Genomic DNA, 20623 nt, shown 5'->3' on the forward strand with positions numbered 1-20623 from the left:
GGGCAGCGCCCCCTTCCGCAGGTGTCACTGGAGATAGGGCATCGGATCCAGGCTGTCGACGCCCTTGCGGACCTCGAAATGCAGGAAGGACGGGTTGCCCGAACGCACCACACCGATCTGCTGTCCGCGGCTGACAGAGTCGCCCTTCTTAACCTTCAGCTGGTCGACGCCGGCATAGACCGTCATCAGCCCGTTCGAATGCCGGATCACCACGATCTGCACCTGTTCAGTATCGCGGGTGATCGCGGCCACCGTGCCGCCATCTGCGGCCTTGACGGCAGAGCCCGCCGCCGCGCCGATATTGATGCCCTGGTTCGACTTTCGGTCATAGCCTTTGACGATGCTGCCCGAGGCCGGCATCGTCATGCGCGAGGCCGAAGCGCCGGTGCGGCTTGCCCCCATATCGGGAGACGATGGGGTGCCTGCGGGTTTCGTGCCGGTTGGCGTCGTCTTCTCATCGGGCAGGGGTTTTGAGGCCGAGGGCGGCACCGGGGTCGCGCTGCCGGAGCCCGGAGCCGAAGGTTTCGGCTCGGGGTTCGGGGCGGCGCCGGTGGCGACCGGGATGATCAGCGTCTGACCCTCGCGGATCGCCATATCCGATCCCAGCCCGTTCCATTCCGCCAGCGACTTCGCCGAAACATTATAGGCGCGCGCGATGATGAAGGCGGTTTCGCCGCGTTTCACCGTGTGGCGGGTCGGTTCCTTGCCGCCGCCTGGCGTGCTCACGGCCACCGGTTTCGTGCTGGCCGGAGGCGGCAGGGCCGAGCTTTCCACCCGGTCAAGCGCCGCCGTTGCGCCTGCGGTGATATCGACCGGGGCAGTTGCGACCATCGGCTGCGGCGCCGCGGCGACCCGGCCGGGGAGCAGCAAAAGCTCGCCCTCGCGCAGCGGGTCGTTGATCTGCAGCGAGTTGGTGCGCGCCACATCGGTTGCACTCAGCCCCAGCCGTGAGGACATGGTGGCGACCGTTTCGCCGCGCCGCGCCTGTGCCATCTGATAGCCAGGGTAGGACAGCACGCCATTGCCATCGGGGACCGGGCGCGAAGCTGTCGCCTGGCGCGCCTCTTCCGAAGTGCCGCCGGGGCCGCCGCGCAGATCCCAGTCGAAATTATTGTTGTTCACGCAGCCCGTCAGCGCCATCGTGGCACAGGACATGAGAACCAGCCCCAGCCGCGTCCGTCCCTTGCCTTCGCCTGGCAAAACGCTGCGCCTCACGGGATCATGGGAAATCTGGGTCATCTGCTCCGCCTTTTGCCTTTTCGCCTCATTCTTCCGGGATTTGCCCCCGGTTCTGCCTGTTTCAGCTGATTCTACTCATTCCCGAGCCCTTCGACCAGAGGGACAAACCGCACCGGGCGAAGTTCCTCGTAGTCGAAGCCGTTCGGCAGCCGTTTCACCCGGATCAGCTGTTGCACCGTATCGGATTGCCCGACCGGCAGCACCATGATGCCACCCGGTTTCAGCTGCGCGAGCAACGGTCCCGGCGGGTCTTCGGCGGCGGCGGTCACGAGGATGCGGTCGAACGGTGCCTGATCGGGCAGGCCGAAAGAGCCATCCCGCGCCAGCGCCGTCACATTGGTCAGGCCCATCGCTGCGAAAATATCCTGCGCTTCGCGCGAGAGGCGCCGCCAGCGGTCGACCGTATAGACCCTTCGCGCCAGCGAGGACAGGATCGCCGCCTGGTAGCCCGAGCCGGTGCCGATCTCGAGCACGGTATCGCGCGGCCCGACCTGAAGCGCCTGGGTCATCAGCCCCACAATCGAGGGCTGCGAGATCGTCTGGCCGCAAGAGATTGGCAGCGGCATGTCATCATAGGCGCGCGCGGCAAAGACGCCTTTCACAAAGCGGCCGCGATCGACTTTTTCCATGGCCGAGAGCACGCGGCTGTCGGTCACCCCATGCGAGCGCAAGGCAAAAAGAAAACGCATTTTTCGTTCGGCATGGCTGCCGGAGGCCTCATCTTCCGTATCCTCCGGCTGCCATGCGCTCATCCGAGGCGCGCCGCCAGATCGGCGAGCAGGTCATGGGCGGTCAGATCGGCGCGCAACGGCGTGACCGAGATATGACCGGCAAGGTTCACCTCGGCATCGGTCCCGGGAAGAGTGGGGCTGTGTTGCGGCCCGCCTTTGATCCAGAGGAACCGGCGCCCATTGGGCGAGACCTGACCTTCGGCCGAGAAAGCCGTGTCGCGGCGGAAGCCCTGGGCGGCCACGCGCAAGGGTTTGGTCTCCGCCGCCGGCAGCGGCGGGAAATTCACATTGTAAAAGATGCGGTAATCATCTTCGGTCCAGATGCCATTTTCCAGCAGGCGGCGGATCACCCCGGCGCCATGGACCCGCGCGCTTTCGAACTGGTCGGGAAGACCCTCAGTCTCGGGCCCCATATATTGCGACAGGGCGATGGCGGGGATGCCTTGCAGCGCGCCTTCCATCGCGGCGCCGATGGTGCCGGAATAAAGCACATTCTCGGCCGAGTTATTGCCGCGGTTCACGCCCGACAGCACCAGATCGGGCCTGGCGCCCTGAAGCACATCATAGATCGCCGCCAGCACGCAATCGGCGGGGCTGCCTTCGGCCGCATAGCGGCGATGGCCGAGTTTCGCGATGGCCATGGGCTTGTTGTAGCTGATGCAATGGCCGACGCCGGATTGCTCGAAAGCGGGGGCGACGGTCCAGACTTCTCCGCCCGGTCCGGCGATCTCGGTGGCGATCTCGTACAGCACTTCAAGCCCCTGGGCGTTGATGCCGTCATCATTGGTGATCAGAATGCGCATGATATCCTCTGGCTGGACTTCTGATTAGCCGCATCGGGGCTTTGCTACAAGCTATGTGGCCCCGAAAGACCCGTCTGCCGCCCTGAATGATGTGTATATGCCCGGTGCCAATACCGCAGATTGCGGCAAGGCGGAGCCCTGTCGCGTTAAGCCTGCCGCGCTGAACCCGCCGCGTCTGATGTCGCAAAGCTGCGTGACGGCGGTGGGGGACTTGCCGCGAGAGGGCAGAGGCCTTAGCTCTGGGCCATGCGCAAATTCATCCCCTTTCTGAAAAAACCGCCGCTGGTTCCGGTGATCCGTCTTGAGGGCCAGATCGGCCAGGGAGGGCGGGCGCTCAATGATGCGGGCCTTGCTCTGGCGATCGAGCGCGCCTTTTCGCGCGGCAGGCCTGCGGCTGTGGCACTGGCGATCAATTCGCCCGGCGGCTCGCCGGTGCAATCAAGCCTGATCGCGGCGCGGATCCGCCGGCTGGCCGAAGACAAGAAGATCCCCGTCCATGCCTTTGTCGAGGATGTGGCAGCCTCGGGCGGCTATTGGCTGGCGACGGCTGCCGACGATATCTGGGTCGATGCAAGCTCGATCATCGGCTCGATCGGGGTGATCATGGCGGGCTTTGGTCTGACCGATCTGATTGCCCGCCACGGGATCGAGCGCCGCGTCCATACGGCTGGCACGTCGAAAAGTTTTGCCGACCCGTTCCGGCCGCAGAGCGAGGAGGATGTCGCCCGCATCCGCGCGCTGCTGACGCCGCTGCATGAAAACTTCATCGCCCATGTAAAGGCCCGGCGCGGGGCCAGGCTGGATGCCGGGGCCGATCTCTTCAACGCCGATATTTGGCTGGGCCAGCAGGCGGTGGATCTGGGCCTTGTCGATGGCGTCGCGCATCTGAAACCGAAGCTGCGCGAGATCTACGGCGACAAGGTCCGCCTGCTGCCGGTGACCACCCGCAAACGCGGGCTGCTCAGCCGTTTCGGCCTCAACCTTGGCGAGGCGGCGCTGGCTGCCGCAGAGGAGCGCGCGATGTTTGCACGTTACGGGCTCTGACATGGTGTGGAAAATCATCCTCATTTTTCTCTGCGCCATGGCTCTAGTCGGGATGATCGGCAAGATCCTGTTCCCCGATGCGCGGATGCTGCGCGGGCGCCCGGCAAAGGCCGGAAAATGCGGGCAGTGTGGCCGGCCATTGCTGGGGCGCTCGCCCTGTGACTGCCGCAAGGGGAAAAAGTGAAGACGGCGCTGGTCACCGGGGCCGGGCGCAGGCTTGGCCGCGCGATGGCGCTCTATCTGGCCGGTCGCGGCTGGGATGTGGCGGTGCATTACCAGCGCTCCGGGGCGGCGGCGGCAGAGGTGGCGGCAGAGATCACCGCGCTTGGCCGGCGCGCGGTGGCCTTAAAGGCCGATCTGCTGGATGAGGCCGCCTGTGAGGCACTGATACCTGCGGCAGTGGCAGAACTTGGGCCGCTGACGCTTCTGGTGAACAATGCCTCGATTTTCGAGGCGGACACGATCCGCACAGCAACACGCGAAAGCTGGGATCGCCATATCGGATCGAACCTGCGCGCGCCCTATCTGCTGATCCAGGGCTTTGCCTGCCAATGCCCGCCTGCGCTGACCGATGCGGCTGGCGAGCGGCTGGCGCGGGGGATGGTGGTCAATATGATTGACCAGCGGGTGCTGGCACCGGGGCCGGATTTCTCGACCTATACGATTGCCAAAATGGGCCTCTGGGCGCTGACGCAAACGGCGGCGCAGGAGCTTGCGCCCGATATCCGCGTCAATGCCATCGGGCCGGGGCCGACTTTGATCGCGGAGAGCCAGTCCGAGGCCGATTATGGCGCGGAACGCCGCGGCACGGTTTTGCAGCGCGGTGTCGGTCTGGATGACATCACTTCCGCGCTTGGCTACCTGACAGAGAGCCCCGCCGTGACCGGCCAGATGATCGCGGTTGATGCCGGTCAGCACCTCGGCGCCCGGGGGGCGGGCGCGTTCCGGCCGGGGCAGGGGCGTTAACTTGTCCACTTTCGCCCCTTGCTTCACAAGCCTGTTACGAAAAGGCCTGATTTCTCAACGCCTTGTCGTGAGTGAGAAAATATTCTGCTGTTTTTCAATGCCTTATGAAAATGCACAAAAATTAGGCAAATCGGTGAGGCCTGCCGAAAACAAGGAAAATTCCGGCTTCCGGAAAGTTTCTCCTCATACTTATCCACAGAAACGGTGGACTTCTTCCCTCTTGCTCCTGGCTCTGGTTCATTGCAGCGCGGAGGCAGAATCGTGACCTTCTGCATTTGTCTTTTGCCGGGAACGGAAATGTCAGCGGATGCGCCACGGGGCAGGCCATGAGCACAGCGACACGCAGCGGATATGAGGTGATCCAGGACTATCTGCGGCTGCTTGACGGCAGCCCGGGGGTGTACCGGATGCTCAATGCCGCCTCCGAGGTGCTTTATGTCGGCAAGGCGCGCAATCTGAAGGCGCGGGTGTCGAATTATGCGCGCCCGACCGGCAATTCGAACCGTATCCAGCGGATGATCTCCGAGACGCAGTCGATGATGTTCCTGACGACCCGCACCGAGGTCGAGGCGCTGCTTTTGGAACAGAACCTGATCAAGCAGCTGAAGCCGCGCTACAATGTGCTGATGCGGGACGACAAGTCCTTCCCCTATATCCTGATCGGCGGCGCGCATGATTTCCCGCAGCTGAAAAAGCATCGCGGCGCGCGGAAGGAAAAGGGCAGCTATTTCGGGCCGTTTGCGAGCGCCGGCGCAGTGAACCGGACGCTAAACCAGTTGCAGAAGGTGTTCCTGCTGCGCAATTGCACCGACAGCGTGTTCGCCAGCCGGACGCGGCCCTGCCTGCAATATCAGATCAAACGCTGTGCGGCTCCTTGCGTGGGGAAGGTGTCAGAGGCGGAATATGACGCGCTGGTCCAGGATGCCGGGCGGTTTTTGTCGGGGAAATCCTCGACCATCCAGGCCGAGCTTGCGGGGCAGATGCAAAAGGCCTCGGATCAGCTGGAATTCGAACGTGCGGCGGCTTTGCGCGACCGGATCCAGGCGCTGACGGCGGTGCAGACTTCGCAGGGGATCAACCCGCGCACGGTTTCCGAGGCGGATATCGTGGCGCTGCATCTCGATCATGGCCAGGCCTGTGTGCAGGTGTTTTTCATCCGCGCGAATCAGTCCTGGGGCAATCAGGATTTCTACCCGAAAACCGGCTCGGGCGCGGAGGAGGCCGAGATCATCGAGGCCTTCCTGACGCAGTTTTACGACAATAAGGAACCGCCGCGCCTCGTGTTGCTGTCACATGCGCCGGAAGACCCCGATCTGGTCAGCGCGGCACTGAGCGAGCGCGCCGGCCATAAGGTCGAGCTTGCGGTGCCGCAGCGGGGCGAAAAGGCCGAGCTGGTCGAGAATGCCGCGAGGAATGCCCGTGAAAGCCTTGCGCGGCGGATGTCGGAATCGGCGACGCAACGGCGGTTGCTTGACGGGCTGGCCGAGGCCTTCGGGCTGGAAGGCCCGCCTGACCGTATTGAGATCTATGACAACGCCCATATCCAGGGCGCGCATCCGATCGGCGGCATGGTGGTGGCGGGGCCGGAGGGCTTTCTGAAATCGCAATATCGCAAGTTCAATATCAAGGGCGCGGCCGGTGCGGCCGGTGACGATTTCGGCATGATGCGCGAGGTGATGACGCGGCGGTTTGAACGGCTGGTGCGCGAAGATCCGGACCGGCAATCCGATGCCTGGCCGGATCTCCTGCTGATCGACGGCGGCGCGGGGCAGATTTCGGCGGTCGAAGAGATCCTTGCCGATCTGGGGATCGAGGATATGCAGGTGATCGGGGTCGCGAAGGGCATTGACCGCGACCACGGCAAGGAAGAATTCCACCGCAAGGGCCAGCGTCCCTTCGCGCTGCAACGCAATGATCCGGTGCTCTATTTCATCCAGCGTCTGCGCGATGAGGCGCATCGCTGGGCCAATGGCGCGCATCGGGCGAAACGCGCGAAAGTGGTCAGCGCAACGCCGCTCGATGAGATCCCGGGCGTTGGGGCGGCGAGGAAACGCGCCTTGCTGGCGCATTTCGGCTCGGCCAGGGCGGTCAGTCGGGCGGCCTTGCCGGACCTGATGGCGGTCGAGGGGATTTCCGAAGCGATGGCCGAAACAGTCTATAATTTCTTCCATCGCGAGTAGGGGCCTGTCGCCAGGGGTTTCGTACCCCCGGACCCCCGCGGGATATCTATCGACAGAAAATGAGCGGAGCTTCAGGCGGGGGGCAATATGCGGTTTCTGGATTTCACCTCATGGCAGACATTGCTGGCGACGGTTGCCAGTTTGCTGCTGGTGACGCTGATCGGTGTGGGGATCCGCATTGTTATGATGCTGACGATTCAACAGCGTCAGCAACGGATGAACCGTCAGATCAATGAGCGGCTGAAAGTGCTGATCGCGGCTTACAAGGTGCTGGGCGGATCATTCACGGGCACGCTGACGGTCGATCCGACCCATTTGCGTGACCTGCGGGCCCGGCTGGAAGCCGAGGGCGCCGAGGCAGAGGTGATCACCTCTTCGGCCAGCCGGCTGGAGCGGACGCGGGTGGTGCGCGATGCGGTCGAGGCGGCGCTGTCGGATATCATCCTGCTCGGGACAGAGGAGCAGGTGCGGCTTGCGGCCGCAGCCGCGGCCGATATGGCGGCGGGCGGCCGGTGCCGACGGCGGAGCTGGTCGTCTCACTGCGCGCCTATATCCGCGTGGCGCTGGATCTGGAGCCGGTGCCGGGGGATGTGGTGATCCCGTCCCAGGGGCCGACGCGGGGCGGCGCTGCGGCGGGAAAATCCGGGGGCGTGGCGGGGATGGCGGCGGCTCTGGTGGCGGTGGCGGCGGTATGGGCGGCGGTGGCATGGGGGGCATGGGGATCGGACCGGGTCGGCGCGAGGGCGAAAACGGCTGAGGCGGCTGGAAAGGAGTCCTTAAACCTCTGGCGGCACTATGGGGTGATTCTGATCGACAGGTGCCGATGTGACCCGCCCGACCGAGCTGACCGATAATTGTGAGGCTGAATTCGCCTTTTCCGAACTGATCTATTCGCGCACCTGTCCGCGCGGGCTGATCCGGTCGGGGAATTCCGTGTTCCGACGCATGGCAGGGATCCCCTGGTCCGATCTGATCGGGGCACCGCACCGGGTTATCCGCCACCCCGATATGCCGAAAGGGTTCTTCTACCTGTTCTGGCAAATGCTGAAAGCGGGCGAGCCTGCGGTCGGCTATGTAAAAACCGCAAAGCGGATGGCGGCTATTACTGGGTCCTCGCGGCGGCAATGCCCTGCGAAGGGGGGTTCTTTTCGGTAAGGTTGCGCCCCTCAAGCCCGATTTTTGAAAAGATCCGGTCGGAATATGCCGGTTTGCGCGAGCGCGAACAAAGCGAGGGACTGACCCCGAAGCCTCGTCGCAGATCCTGCTGGCGCGGCTCGCAGAGCTGGGGTTCCCGAGCTATGATGCCTTTGCGGCCCAGGCGCTCGCGACAGAAATCCGGTCGCGGGATATGCAGCTGAAACGGTCGGTGGATCGCAGCACCGAGACGCTGGCCTCGCTCCTGAACCTGCTTGTCGAAACACTATCGGAACAGGCGCGGCTGGTGTCGCAGTTTTCCGATCTGGTGCTGCTGCCGGTGAATATGCGACTGGTTGCGGCCAGGCTGGAACCCCAGGGCGGGCCGATCAGCCAGATTTCGGTGAATTACAAGAATTCCTCGGAAGAGATCTCGCGCCGGCTTGCGGAATTCGTATCTGGCAAGGGCAATCTTTGTGGCCAGATGGCCAGCGCCGTGCGCCGAAGCCTGATCCTCGCCGGCACGTCGCGGCTCCAGGGCGAGCTGGTCGAGATCTACAATACTGGCGAAAGGGTTGAACGCGAAAAAGACGGCGAGGAGCGACGGGTCGAAGGCAAGGTTCTGGAAGGGGTGATCCGCGATTCCCGCAGCTCGGCTCAGGTTTCCCTGAAAGAGGCCGGCAAGCTGGCGGGGATTCTCAATGAGGCCAGCATGGATCTCAGGCGGATGATCCTGGGCCTTGATACGATCCGCATTCTGGCCCGCGTGGAAAGCCGCAAGACCCAGAACAGCCAGACCGCGCTGACCGCCACAATTGACCGCATTGACGAGGTGCAGGCGTCGGTCTCGGAAAGCCTGAAGGCATTGATGGATCGTTCTGCCGCGATTGATCAGGCACTGACCCTGCTGCGTGCGCCTGACCGCAGCAAGGCCCTGGCTGCGAGCTGACTGAAATGGGTAGCGGATACCTGTCCGTTTCCCGGCAGCAGGAAAGGTCTTCTGAAAAGCGGGGCTACCGACGACATCAGTATCACCTGTCTGGCAGCGGGCCGCGCCAGACGCCGCCCGCGCCGAAAAGGGGAGGCTGTGAGAGGGCTGGGCCTTTGCAGCAGGTGACCCTGGCAATCACGGGCACCAAACCGGGACTGGTGCCTTCCGGCAACAGGAGGCAACCGATATGTGCAGTCAAGAACCCGCGGGCGGATTTCAGCTGTCGCAGGTTCACCCTGATCAGAACGCTGCTTCGGCCTGCAACCGGAAAAGAACGTGACGCGTTTCTTCTCTTTCTGACCGGCGAGCCGGGCAAAGAGATCTGGCCTGCCTGCGATAACGAGTGGTCGACAGCGGTATAAAGGTCACCCTGTCGGGCCAGGTCTTTGTCAAATCCTTTGTCCCCCTTTCCAGAGGCCGAAGCCTCGGCTACGAATGGCGGCATGCGCTGGACGATCCCAAATACCCTCACTTTCATGCGGCTGCTCGCGGCTCCCGGCGTAGCTGTGTTGTTTCTGTATTTTCACAGGCCATGGGCCGACTGGCTGGCGCTTGCGCTTTTCATCGGCGCGGCGGTGACCGACTATTTCGACGGCTATCTTGCGCGCTTGTGGAAACAGGAATCCAAATTCGGGGCCATGCTGGATCCGATTGCCGACAAGGCAATGGTGGTGATCGCGATCATGGTTCTTACAGGCTATAACGGCATGAACCCCTGGCTGATCCTGCCCGCCACCGTGATCCTCTTCCGTGAGGTCTTTGTCTCGGGGCTTCGCGAGTTTATCGGGGCTAAAGCCGGCACGCTGCGCGTGACACAGCTCGCCAAATGGAAAACCACCGCGCAAATGGTTGCGATTGCAGCGCTTTTTCTTGGGACCGGGCTCGATTACGTCAACGGGATTGCGGCGCGTGGCATGACGGTCGAGCAATATGTCGATGCGGTCCGCGCCGGCACGGCCGATCCGATCCGGGCCTGCGTCACACAAAACTGCGCTTCTTATGCCAATTCCATCGGCCTTGTGCTGATCTGGATCGCGGCCATCCTCACCGCCTTCACCGGCTGGGAGTATTTTGCGAAATCAAGACCATATCTGCGGGATGATCCATGATCGAGATCCTCTATTTCGCCTGGCTGCGCGAAAGGATCGGTCTGCCACGCGAGAGGGTCGAGACCGGGGCGGCAACGGTTGCCGATCTCGTGCAGGAGCTCGCGCTGCGCGACGAGGCCTACGCTCTGGCCTTCGCCGATCTGACCAGCCTGCGGGTGGCGCTTGATCATGAACTGGCGGATTTTGACGCCCCGCTTGCAGGCGTGCGGGAAGTGGCTTTCTTCCCGCCAATGACCGGGGGCTGAGCCGTGACCGCGCCACAGATCCGGGTGGAGGCGGAGGCGTTTGACCAGGGGGCAGAGCTGAACCGCTTTACCTCTGCCGCCGCTCCGGCTGGCGCGGTTGTCAGCTTTTCCGGCCTTGTACGCGATGAGGGCGGCATACTCGAAGCGCTTGAAATTGAACATTATCCTGCGATGACCGCCGTCGCGATCCAGGCCATTGCCGAAGAGGCCGCGCGCCGCTGGTCGCTGACCGCGACGCTGGTGATCCACCGTTTCGGGCGACTGGTTCCGGGCGAGGCGATCATGATGGTTGCCACTGCCGCCCGGCATCGTCGTGAGGCCTTCGAGGCGGCAGAGTTCCTGATGGATTATCTCAAATCGCGGGCGCCGTTCTGGAAAAAGGCCTTCACCGCCGGGGGCGCCGAATGGGTTGCCGCCAAAGACAGCGATGAGGATGCGCTGGGCCGCTGGGGCTGAATCTCCTGTCCTGACCGGCTAGCCCTTCCGACCAAACCGTTCAGACCAGCAGGGTTGCAGATCGCCGCGCTGCGGGCTGGCGAGCCAGACCGCCCGGGCAATGGCGCGCGACAGGCAGACCGCCGCCGCATGGCCGATCTGGAACAGATCGGTCAGCGGGTCCTGCAAAGCCCGTGCGCCACTCGCGGCTGCAAAGACCAGATCTCCGTCGAGCAGCGTGTGCGAGGGGCAGATCGCCCGCGCCATGCCATCATGTGCCGCAACCGCGACCCGATGCGCCTCGGCTTTGGTCAATACGGCGTCTGTGGCGACAATCGCGATGGTGGTGGCCTCGCCCATCCGCTTCATCGGCAGGGGAGCGGCGGGTGCGGGCAGCGCCGGTGCGGGGCCGAGGCCGCCGAATTCGGCGCCCTCTTCGAACGGGGCGGCGAGAAACCAGGGGCCGTTACCCGCCGTCACCTGACCAAGCGCATTGACCGCGACCAGGGCCCCGACCGTGATCCCCGAGGGCAGCACCGCCGAGGCCGAGCCAAGCCCGCCCTTCAGCGTGCCGGTCATTGCGCCGGTGCCGGCACCGACGCTTCCGAGGCCGAAATCTGCGGCCGCCGCCTCCAGCGCGGCGCGGCCAAGGGCGGGGTAGGGGCTGGTCACGGCCGCTTCGGGCCAGGACTTGTCACCGCCATTCAGCAGGTCGAAGAGGATGGCACCAGGCACGATCGGCACCCGCTGATCGCCCACCGCATAGCCACGGCCCATCGCGCGCAGCCCCGCCATCACGCCGGAACAGGCGTCAAGACCAAAGGCTGATCCGCCGGACAGCACAAGCGCGTCCACCCCGTTCACCAGCCGGTCGGGCGCGAGAAGATCGGTCTCGCGGCTGCCCGGGGCGCCGCCCATGACATGTACCGCCGCCGTGAAGGGGCGGTCCGCCGTCAGGACGGTGACGCCTGATCGCAGGACCGGATCCGAGGCATTGCCGACCCGAAACCCTGCGACATCGGTGATCAGATTGCCTGGTCCTGGCCGCATCCGCCGCATCCCTTCCGCATCTTCTGCTCGACCCTGTTCAAGGCGCAGACTGCCCGCATTTCTGTCATTGATCCAGTGCCTGCACCCGTACTTGCGCCCGCGCCGCATGGTCCGGCCCGGGCAAAGCCCGCTGCGGGGGGATGGCTGATTTGTTGCCTCAGTCGCAACACTTAACCTGTGCATTGGCTGCTCTGGCACCTGAATCGACGCGCGCGGCCCTTCGGGACTTGACGTGGCGCGGAGGGCGTGGCGCATGGACTCTATGCGGGACGGCGGGGGCCGTCCTGAGTCGTTTTCACCACACCGGGATGATCTTCGTGATTTTCACACTGCCCCGCCTTGTTGCCGTGCTTGCCCTTTCCGCCCTTGCTGCCTGTGGCGCGAAACCGCAAATCGAAGAGACGCCGGGCGTGGTCGCCGGCTATGAGGCCGTCGATGACGGCGCCATTCATATTCCGGCGGTGGCGCCGAAATATCTGATGGAGGACCATCGCCGCGCCGAGGTCGCCTATAACGGCGATGACGCGCCCGGCTCCATCGTGGTCGATGTCTATTCGCGCAAGCTCTATTGGGTGATGCCTGACGGGCGCGCAGTACGCTATGCCATCGCGGTGGGCCGCGAGGGCACCTCGTTCCGTGGCAATGGCTATATCGGGCGCAAGGCGGAATGGCCGTCCTGGACGCCGACCGCCAATATGATCCGCACCCGCCCCGATCTTTACGCGGAATATGCCGGTGGTCTGCCGGGTGGCCTTGAAAACCCGCTGGGCTCGCGCGCGCTTTACCTTTATCGCGGCGGCCGTGACACCATGTTCCGCATCCATGGCACCATCGACAATGCATCGGTCGGGCTGGCGACCAGCGCGGGCTGCATCCGTCTTTACAACCAGGATGTGATGGATCTCTACACCCGCGCCGGCAATGGCACCCATGTGAAGGTCCGCAGCGAAGCCGAGAGTGTCGCGCTTGAGGGTCCCTATATGGATGACGCCTTTGGCCGTGCCGTGCCGGAGACCGAGGCGAATATCGCGAAGAAGGCGGCAGATGAGGCGGCCATCGTGAAAGCCGAGGCAGCTGCCCGCGCCGCGGCTGAAAAGGCCGAGGCAAAGCGCCTGAAACAATGCAAGCGCAAGAAGATCGCGGCCGAGGATTGCCCGCTGCCAGAGGCCGATACAGCCGCTGCGGGCTGAACCCGCCCAAACCTGAACAGATGAAAACCGCGCCAGATCCTGGCGCGGTTTTTTCATGTGGAGGACCGTTTGCGGCTGTCATATTCGCGGTCAAAGTCCAGATCACCGCCCCTGATATATGGGCATTGACCGGGGCATTGTCCGGGGTATTCCCGGGGCCTCAGGCGATGTTCAGGCGACGATCACATAGTCTTTCAGCGTGGTTTCGATCACCTCCCAGGTGCCGGCATAACCGGGGCGGATGATGAAACTGTCGCCCGCTTTCAGATGAGTTTCAGCGCCATTCTGGTCGGTCACCACCGAATGGCCCTCATGGATATAGACATATTCCCATTCGTCATAAGAGACCTTCCACTTGCCTTTGGTCGCCTGCCAGAGGCCGGAATAAAGCCCCTCCTTTTCCTCAAGGCTCCAGGTCGTATGGACCGGATCGCCCGCGATCACCTTTTCGGCCGAAGGGCGGTCGGTTTCGGGCGTGATGCCGTCACGGGTGACGCGCAGGATCAGGGGATGGGTCATCAATTGCTCCGTGGCTGAAAGGGGCTGCACGGGGCGTAAGCCCTGGCGCAAACCGGTTTGGCCCATTGGCGCCGGGAGGCGCAGCGCCGTCAAGAGGGGGCGACGGAGGGGCGAAAGCCCAGGTGCTGCACTGCGGCGCTTAATTCTTGCACAAGTTGCAGCGCTATGCCCTTATGCCGCGCAATCTGTTAACGAAGCCCGGGACCTGCACCGCCCATGAGCGCCACTTCCTCCGCCAGGGCGGTTCTGCCGCCCGATATCAGGGCCATGAAAGGGGGGCGCCGATCGTCACCCTCACCGCCTATACGACACCGGTCGCGCGGCTGGTCGATCCGCATTGCGATGTGATCCTGGTGGGTGACAGCCTTGGCATGGTGATCCACGGACTGCCCTCGACCATCGGCGTGACGATGGAGATGATGATCCTGCATGGCCGCGCCGTGGTCCGGGGCGCATCAAAGGCCATGGTGGTGATCGACATGCCCTTCGGGTCTTATGAGGAAAGCCCGGCTCAGGCCTTTCGCAATGCCGGCCGGCTGATGGCCGAGACCGGCGCGACCTCGGTCAAGCTTGAAGGCGGCGCGCATATGGCGGAAACAATTGCGTTCCTGACCGCGCGCGGCGTGCCGGTGATGGCGCATATCGGGCTGACGCCGCAATCGGTGAATACGCTGGGCGGCTATAAGGTCGTCGGGCGTGACGGTGAGGCTGAGAAAGTTATGGCCGATGCCCGGGCAACCGAGGCGGCGGGTGCCTATTCGGTGGTGCTGGAAAAGGTGCCCGCTGGGCTCGCGGCGCGGATCACCGGGGCACTTGCGATCCCGACCATCGGGATCGGCGCGGGTGTCGATTGTGACGGCCAGGTTCTGGTGGTCGATGATATGCTGGGGCTCTTTACCGAATTCCGCCCGAAATTCGTCAAGCGCTATGGCAATCTGGGCGAGGCTGCGGATCAGGCCATCGCGACCTATGCCGCCGAGGTGCGCGCACGCGCCTTCCCTGGCCCTGATCATTCCTTTGCTGACACTATGCCAGGACCAAAGACTTCCAAATGACTGAAATCATTCATACTGTGGCCGAGCTGCGCCAACGTGTGCGGGCCTGGCGGGCGGCTGGCGATATGACCGGCGTGGTGCCAACGATGGGCGCTTTGCATGAGGGACATCTTTCGCTTGCGCGGCGGGCGCGGCTGGAATGCGAGCGCGTGATCACCACGATCTTCGTCAACCCGCGCCAGTTCAATAATCCTGACGATCTGAGCCGCTATCCCCGCACGCTGGACTCCGATGCGGCGCTTTTGAAATCGGTGCCGGTGGATGTGGTCTTCGCGCCGGATGTCGATGAGGTCTATCCAGATGGCTTTATCACCACGGTCTCGGTCGGTGGCGTGTCAGAACCGCTTGAGGGACGCATGCGCCCGGGCCATTTCGACGGGGTCGCGACGGTGGTGACCAAGCTTCTTGGTATGACCGAGGCGCAGCGCGGCTATTTCGGCCAGAAGGACTGGCAGCAGTTACAGGTGGTGACGCGGCTGGTGGCTGATCTCAACCTGCCGGTGCAGATCGTCGGCTGCGAGACGGTGCGCGAAGCGGATGGTCTCGCCATGTCCTCGCGCAACCGCCAGCTGACCGGGGCGGGCCGCAACATCGCGCCGGTTCTATACGCCGCGATCAGCCGCGCCGCCGATGAGATCCGTGACGGCCAGAGCGACCGTATGGCGATCCGCGAGGCGGCGGAAACCATGCGCAATGCCGGGTTCGAGCGGGTGGAATATATCGAATTGCGCGATGCCGGCACGCTGATGCCCTCGGATGACCCGAAGCGCCCGCGCCGGATGCTTGCCGCCGCCTGGCTCGACGGCGTGCGCCTGATCGACAATATCCCGGTCTGACCCTTCCGGGTGGAGGATAGCAGCCAGGAGGACCTGTCGGCTTCCTTCTGATCCGCACAGTCCCGGGGGGCGGCCGCGCCGCCTTGCACCGTCAGAAAGAAAAAGGCGCCCGGATATCTTCCGGACGCCTTTCGTTTTTCGTGAAGTCACCAGTCCCGGCAGGGATCAGTTCAGCGGGCCCATCGGGGTTTCTGCCTCGACCATAGCCTGGGTTGCGGCCAGTTCCGGATCCGAGACGAGGCCGTAAGCGGCGAGCGGGCCATCCGGGCCAGCCACTTCATCCGAGACGAAGAACTGGACGAAATCCTTCAGGCCAGGCACCACGCCGAAATGGGCTTTCTTGACGTAGATATAGAGCGGGCGCGAGATCGGGTATTCGCCGGCCGCGATGGTTTCCACCGAAGGCACGATACCGTCGATGGTGGCAACGCGCAGTTTGTCGGTGTTGTTCTGGTAGAAGCTCAGGCCGAAGACGCCGATGGCGTTCTTGTCGGCGTCGATGCGGGCGAGGGTCTCGGTATAGTCGCCGTCGATATCGACCGAAACGCCATCGGTACGCAGGGCGTGGCAGCCCGAAACTGCGGCTTTTTTCTTCGCATCGTCGTCGCCTTCGGCCGCGGCGAAGAACAGGTCATAGGCGCCGGTGGCCTTGCAGCCGACTTCCAGAACCTTCACGTCGAACACTTCGCGGGTGCCGTGCTTGGTGCCCGGGATCATGGCGAGGATGTTTTGCGCCGGGAAATCGGCCTTCACATCGGCCCAGGCCTTGTTCGGGTTGGCAACCAGAGCGCCGTCTTTGACGACCTGAGCGGCGAGCGCATTGTACCAGTCAGCCGGTTCAAAAGCGAATTCCGGGCCATCCACGGCCGAAGCGAAGACGATGCCGTCATAGCCGATGCGGACTTCGAGGATCTCGGCCACGCCGTTTTTGGCGCAGAGGTCGATATCCGATTGCGAAATGCGCGAGGACGAATTCGCGATGTCGATGGTGTTTTCGCCAACGCCTTCGCAGAGTTTCTTGCGCCCGCCGCCCGAACCGCCACCTTCCACAACCGGGGTCGGGTGGTCGAAATTCTCACCGAAAGCTTCGGCGACGATGGTGGCATAGGGCAGAACGGTGGACGAGCCCGACAGCTGGATCTGGTCGCGCGCAGAGGCGGCCGAGGCCGCAGCAGCCATCGCAAGAGCGGAGACGGCGAGTTTCACGGTGTTCATGGATCACTCCTGATGTGCAGACCGGCGAGTCGGCCTTCGCCTGCCGGAATATGCGGGTTCGGTAACGGCAATCCTGCATTTGTGTAACAGGGTCATGACGATTTCGGTCTCGCGGCCCGCAGATCTCGTGGGCGCGCAGTGCCAGGACAGCTTCTGCGCTGCGGCATTGATCAGCATATATGAACACAGATGTCGAGAAAGCGGGCCTGATGTTAGCGGATACGCAGGTCTATATCCCTCTCATCCGACGCAGAACAGCGTCACGAAAAACCCGAAAGGACAATAAAATGAAACGCTTCGCTACCATCGCCACCGCTGCCGCCCTCATCGCTGCTTCGAGCCAGTTCGCTCTGGCCGCTCTGCCGGCTCCGAAAATCACCCGCGCTGCTCCGGAAATCGTCGAAGTGCCGGCAGCCCAGATCAAATCCAGCAAAGAGCTGCATCAGCTTGGTCTGGAACGCTCGACCCCGGTTGAAGTGACCAAAATCCCGGCTGGCCCGCGCGACACCAGCAAAGGCCGTGGCTGAACCAGGATCCGGGCGCAAGGCGGCCGGATGGCAAAAGGGGCAGCTGCATCAGCGGCTGTCCCTTTTTTAAACAGGAAGGCGGCAAAGGGCCGGTATCTGTGCCGCGCATGTTCTGCTGTCATTTAACAGTAACATTGATGTGAAATTCGCGCTCTGCCGCACAGATGCGCCGCGTGGTCTCCGGTTGTCGGAAGACCTTCGCATGCCTAAGTCCTGCACGTATAAATCACCGGAAACCGGGTACGTGTTATGGATACGGCAGTTCTGCGCACTTATGTTCATATTATCGAAGAGGGCAGCTTTGCGGGGGCTGCCAGGCGGATGGGGGTCTCGCGCAGCCTTGTCAGCAAATATGTCTCGGATCTTGAGGCGCGGCTTGGAGCGCAGCTCCTGACCCGGTCGACCCGCTCGCTGAGCCCGACGGAGCTGGGGCGTTCTTATTTCGAACAGGTACGCGAGATCCTGCAACATCTGGATGACGCAGATGATTCCGTCCGTCAGGGCGTCGGTATGGTGGCGGGGAAGCTGCGGATCGGGGCGCCGGTCACGTTCACGCTCCAGGTTCTGAACCCGCATGTGATGCGCTTTATGGAAGCCTATCCCGATGTGCGGCTGGATCTCTCGCTTGATGATGGCTGTGTTGATCCGGTTGCGGCGGGGTTTGATGCCACCATCCGGGTGGGGGTGCTGGATGACAGCAGCATGCGGGCCCGGCATCTGTGCGAGGTCGATACGGTGCTGGTCGCCTCGCCGGATTATCTTGCCGAACATGGCACGCCGACAGAGCCGGCCGATCTGAGCGAACATCGTATTCTCTATTACACCAATACGAAAAGTGCCGGCACCTGGCCGTTCCGTCGCGGCAATGAGGTGATCCATCAGAAGGTGACGCCGGCATTCTCGACCAATAACGGCGATATGATCCGCACGGCGGCGCTGGACGGGCAGGGGGTCGCGCTGACGGTCGGCTTTCAGGTTGCGGCGGATCTGGCGGCGGGGCGGCTGGTGCCGATCCTGACGAATTACGGCCTGCCGGAACTGCCGGTGAGTGTGATCTGGCCCAGCTCGCGCAATATGGGGGCGGCGCTCCGGGCCTTTGTCGATTTCCTTGGTCAAAGCGATTTCCACACCCGTCGGGTCGTCTCTCCGGAATTGGTCAAGTAGCGAAATCCCGCCGTTTCATCTTGAATTTCAGCAGGTTCTTGCCTTGCTGCGGGCGCCGCGCGATGAGAACTTGCTCTTTGCGTGGCGGCCCTGTTTTGTGCCGCAGCAATGATCCCAATTGTGGAGTTTGATATGCGTAAGTCTCTGGTTCTGTCTTCGGCTGCTCTGGTGGCTTCTCTTTTTGCCGCGCCGCTGATGGCGCAAACGATGGATGACGCCGTGGCTGCGGCGCGCAATCAGCTTGGTTTGCTGGAATACTGCCAGACCGAGGGTCACACCGATGGCGCGGCCGTCGAGGCTCAGACCAAGATGATGGCGCTGCTGCCGGCAGCGACCGATGCTACCAAAGGCGACGAAGCCTATGCCAAAGGCAAAGAGGGCAAGCTCTCGGTCGGCGGCGTCGAGCAGGATCTGGCCGCGGCGGAAGCCCAGGGCAGCAGCATTGCCGATATGTGCAAGCAGATGGCGGATGCTGTCGTTGCGGCTTCGGCCCAGATGGGCGGCTGATCGCCCCGGCTGGTCAGGGATCGTGACGCGGTCCCGGCGTGTCAAAGGCCCCCTCAGGGGGCCTTTTTCATTGCCCGCCAAACCCCTATCTTTTGTATTGGATTTTAAGGGGACCGTGCGATGCAGCTTCACCACAGCTATCTGACCGAGCTTCCGGGCACATTCCTGCGTCATATGCCGGATGTGGCGCCGTCGCCTGCCCTGATCGTGCTGAATGAAACACTGGCAGAGGCCCTGGGTCTGGATCTGACTGAGTTGCGGGACGAGGGCGCGGCATGGTTTTCGGGGGGCACGGTGCCGGAAGGCGCGGATCCTGCGGCGCTGGCCTATGCCGGGCATCAGTTTGGCGGCTTTTCCCCGGCTCTGGGCGACGGACGGGCGCATCTTCTGGGTGAGATCCGGGGGCCGGACGGGCGGCTTTGGGATTTGCAGCTGAAAGGCTCGGGCCGCACACCGTTTTCGCGTGGTGCGGATGGCAAGGCAGCCCTTGGGCCAATGCTGCGCGAATATCTGATCTCCGAAGCGATGGCGGCGCTTGGCGTGCCAACGACCAGGGCGCTGGCGGTAACAACGACGGGCGAGCGCATCGCGCGCGATGGCGCGCTCTTGCCCGGCGCGGTTCTGGCGCGGGTGGCCGCGAGCCATATAAGGGTCGGCACTTTCCAGTATTTCGCCGCGCGTGGTGACAACGAGAGGCTGCGCGCGCTCGCCGATTACGCGATCCGCCGCCATTATCCGGAAATCCCCGCCTCGCCAGAGCGTTACCTTGCGTTCTTCGATCAGGTTTGCGCCCGCCAGGCCGCGCTGATTGCCGAATGGATGGGGCTTGGTTTCATCCATGGCGTGATGAATACCGACAATATGGCGATCTCGGGCGAGACCATCGACTATGGCCCCTGTGCGTTCATGGAGGCCTTTACCCCGGGAACGGTGTTTTCCTCGATCGACCGCCAGGGGCGCTATGCCTGGGCCAACCAACCGCTGATCCTTGCCTGGAATCTCGCGCGGCTGGCGGAATGCCTGCTTCCGCTGATCGCGGAGGATGAGGCGGCGGGGGCAGAGCTGCTGAACACCCGGCTTGAAGGGATCGCGGGGCTTTACCGGCGCGAATGGCTGCGGGTGATGCGGCGCAAACTGGCGCTTTCGGGCGAGGATGACGCGGATGACGCGGATGGCGCGCTGATCGACGATCTGCTGGCGGCGATGACCGGAGCGGACTGGACCCTGACCTTCCGCCGCCTTGCACCCCTGGTTGAGGGCGATCCGGTGCCGCTGAAAGCGCTGTTCGAGGATTTCACGAAGATGGAGGCCTGGCTGCCACGCTGGCAGGCGCGGCTTTCGCCCGACGCGGCGGCGCAGCTGCGGGCCGCCAATCCGGCGGTGATCCCGCGCAATCACCGGGTCGAAGAGGCGCTCGCGGCTGCAACGGAGGGCGACCTTGCGCCCTTCCGGGCGCTGCTGGCTGCGGTGCAGAATCCGTGGGAAGAGGCGGAATATTACATGCTGCCCGCGCCGCAGGGGTTTGGGCGATATGTGACTTTTTGCGGCACCTGACCCGGGAAACGGTTCCATCACATCTTTTTTGCAGAGGCAGCAACCGCCCCATCGGCGGAAAGCTGCACAAAGACGTGCCCCGGGGTCGTGGTTTCCCGCACGAACGGGTGTTTTCAAACACTTATCAGT

General features: G+C 63.4%; 21 protein-coding genes and 1 pseudogene. 16 read left to right on the forward strand and 6 right to left on the reverse strand.

The annotated features are described in order from the left end of the window. Window positions 1–24: 24 nt before the first annotated feature. The 3 genes from QNO18_RS09145 to surE all read right to left on the reverse strand — a co-directional run bounded on the left by QNO18_RS09145 (window position 25) and on the right by surE (window position 2773). Complete coding sequence (locus QNO18_RS09145) at window positions 25–1155, reverse strand: peptidoglycan DD-metalloendopeptidase family protein (RefSeq protein ID WP_283178768.1); 1131 nt, start codon at window positions 1153–1155, stop codon at window positions 25–27. Between the two features lie 155 nt (window positions 1156–1310). Continuing rightward, window positions 1311–1991 carry a protein-L-isoaspartate(D-aspartate) O-methyltransferase gene (locus tag QNO18_RS09150; protein WP_283177415.1) on the reverse strand — a complete coding sequence of 227 codons (681 nt, stop codon included), beginning with the start codon at window positions 1989–1991 and terminating at the stop codon, window positions 1311–1313. Then, window positions 1988–2773, reverse strand: a complete 786-nt coding sequence (gene surE / locus QNO18_RS09155) for a 5'/3'-nucleotidase SurE (protein ID WP_283177416.1) — start codon at window positions 2771–2773, stop codon at window positions 1988–1990. The genes QNO18_RS09150 and surE overlap by 4 nt, the downstream gene beginning before the upstream one ends. 246 nt (window positions 2774–3019) lie before the next feature. On the opposite strand from surE, the gene QNO18_RS09160 reads away from it, so the two are divergent. The 9 genes from QNO18_RS09160 to QNO18_RS09200 all read left to right on the forward strand — a co-directional run bounded on the left by QNO18_RS09160 (window position 3020) and on the right by QNO18_RS09200 (window position 10898). Next, window positions 3020–3817 (forward strand): S49 family peptidase, encoded by a 798-nt coding sequence (locus tag QNO18_RS09160; protein ID WP_283177417.1) that lies wholly within the window; start codon window positions 3020–3022, stop codon window positions 3815–3817. Window positions 3818–3979: 162 nt separating this feature from the next. Next, complete coding sequence (locus QNO18_RS09165) at window positions 3980–4783, forward strand: SDR family oxidoreductase (RefSeq protein WP_283178769.1); 804 nt, start codon at window positions 3980–3982, stop codon at window positions 4781–4783. Between the two features lie 326 nt (window positions 4784–5109). Continuing rightward, window positions 5110–6963 (forward strand): excinuclease ABC subunit UvrC, encoded by a 1854-nt coding sequence (uvrC, locus tag QNO18_RS09170; RefSeq protein ID WP_283177418.1) that lies wholly within the window; start codon window positions 5110–5112, stop codon window positions 6961–6963. An 87-nt stretch (window positions 6964–7050) separates the two neighbouring features. Continuing rightward, window positions 7051–7560 carry a hypothetical protein gene (locus QNO18_RS09175; RefSeq protein ID WP_283177419.1) on the forward strand — a complete coding sequence of 170 codons (510 nt, stop codon included), beginning with the start codon at window positions 7051–7053 and terminating at the stop codon, window positions 7558–7560. A 228-nt stretch (window positions 7561–7788) separates the two neighbouring features. Continuing rightward, window positions 7789–8118: a hypothetical protein gene (locus QNO18_RS09180; RefSeq protein ID WP_283177420.1), complete on the forward strand. Its 330-nt coding sequence runs from the start codon at window positions 7789–7791 to the stop codon at window positions 8116–8118. 193 nt (window positions 8119–8311) lie between these two features. Then, complete coding sequence (locus QNO18_RS09185) at window positions 8312–9046, forward strand: hypothetical protein (RefSeq protein WP_283177421.1); 735 nt, start codon at window positions 8312–8314, stop codon at window positions 9044–9046. Between the two features lie 485 nt (window positions 9047–9531). Beyond that, the gene (gene pgsA / locus QNO18_RS09190) at window positions 9532–10197 is read left to right on the forward strand and encodes a CDP-diacylglycerol--glycerol-3-phosphate 3-phosphatidyltransferase (RefSeq protein ID WP_198835600.1); all 666 of its coding nucleotides are present in this window, start codon (window positions 9532–9534) and stop codon (window positions 10195–10197) included. Beyond that, window positions 10194–10442: a molybdopterin converting factor subunit 1 gene (gene moaD / locus QNO18_RS09195; protein WP_283177422.1), complete on the forward strand. Its 249-nt coding sequence runs from the start codon at window positions 10194–10196 to the stop codon at window positions 10440–10442. The genes pgsA and moaD overlap by 4 nt, the downstream gene beginning before the upstream one ends. Before the next feature lie 3 nt (window positions 10443–10445). After that, window positions 10446–10898 carry a molybdenum cofactor biosynthesis protein MoaE gene (locus QNO18_RS09200; RefSeq protein WP_283177423.1) on the forward strand — a complete coding sequence of 151 codons (453 nt, stop codon included), beginning with the start codon at window positions 10446–10448 and terminating at the stop codon, window positions 10896–10898. Between the two features lie 18 nt (window positions 10899–10916). Here QNO18_RS09200 and QNO18_RS09205 read toward each other — a convergent pair whose 3' ends face one another. After that, on the reverse strand, window positions 10917–11927 hold the full coding sequence (locus QNO18_RS09205; RefSeq protein WP_283177424.1) for a P1 family peptidase: 1011 nt from the start codon (window positions 11925–11927) through the stop codon (window positions 10917–10919). 317 nt (window positions 11928–12244) lie between these two features. On the opposite strand from QNO18_RS09205, the gene QNO18_RS09210 reads away from it, so the two are divergent. Then, on the forward strand, window positions 12245–13117 hold the full coding sequence (locus QNO18_RS09210) for a L,D-transpeptidase (protein ID WP_283177425.1): 873 nt from the start codon (window positions 12245–12247) through the stop codon (window positions 13115–13117). Window positions 13118–13288: 171 nt separating this feature from the next. On the opposite strand, the gene QNO18_RS09215 is transcribed toward QNO18_RS09210, so the two are convergent. After that, window positions 13289–13636, reverse strand: a complete 348-nt coding sequence (locus tag QNO18_RS09215; protein WP_283177426.1) for a cupin domain-containing protein — start codon at window positions 13634–13636, stop codon at window positions 13289–13291. 216 nt (window positions 13637–13852) lie between these two features. Between QNO18_RS09215 and panB the strand changes: the two are divergent. After that, window positions 13853–14691: pseudogene (gene panB / locus QNO18_RS09220) on the forward strand (3-methyl-2-oxobutanoate hydroxymethyltransferase). Continuing rightward, a complete protein-coding gene (gene panC / locus QNO18_RS09225) occupies window positions 14688–15527 on the forward strand; it encodes a pantoate--beta-alanine ligase (protein ID WP_283177427.1) in 840 nt (279 codons plus the stop codon). The pseudogene panB and the gene panC overlap by 4 nt, the downstream one beginning before the upstream one ends. Before the next feature lie 165 nt (window positions 15528–15692). Here panC and QNO18_RS09230 read toward each other — a convergent pair whose 3' ends face one another. Beyond that, window positions 15693–16742, reverse strand: coding sequence for a substrate-binding domain-containing protein (locus tag QNO18_RS09230; RefSeq protein WP_283177428.1), 1050 nt, complete (start codon window positions 16740–16742; stop codon window positions 15693–15695). A gap of 287 nt (window positions 16743–17029) precedes the next feature. Between QNO18_RS09230 and QNO18_RS09235 the strand changes: the two genes are divergently transcribed. The 4 genes from QNO18_RS09235 (at window position 17030) to QNO18_RS09250 (ending at window position 20494) form a co-directional block, all read left to right on the forward strand. Further along, window positions 17030–17269, forward strand: a complete 240-nt coding sequence (locus QNO18_RS09235; protein ID WP_283177429.1) for a hypothetical protein — start codon at window positions 17030–17032, stop codon at window positions 17267–17269. A 249-nt stretch (window positions 17270–17518) separates the two neighbouring features. Continuing rightward, complete coding sequence (locus QNO18_RS09240) at window positions 17519–18433, forward strand: LysR family transcriptional regulator (protein ID WP_283177430.1); 915 nt, start codon at window positions 17519–17521, stop codon at window positions 18431–18433. A gap of 132 nt (window positions 18434–18565) precedes the next feature. Further along, entirely contained in the window at window positions 18566–18940 is a 375-nt protein-coding gene (locus tag QNO18_RS09245; protein ID WP_283177431.1) for a pore-forming ESAT-6 family protein, read from the forward strand. 120 nt (window positions 18941–19060) lie between these two features. After that, window positions 19061–20494 (forward strand): protein adenylyltransferase SelO, encoded by a 1434-nt coding sequence (locus QNO18_RS09250; RefSeq protein ID WP_283177432.1) that lies wholly within the window; start codon window positions 19061–19063, stop codon window positions 20492–20494. The last annotated feature ends 129 nt before the right edge of the window (window positions 20495–20623 follow it).

The organism is Gemmobacter sp. 24YEA27 (assembly GCF_030052995.1).
Classification (GTDB): Bacteria; Pseudomonadota; Alphaproteobacteria; order Rhodobacterales; family Rhodobacteraceae; genus Pseudogemmobacter.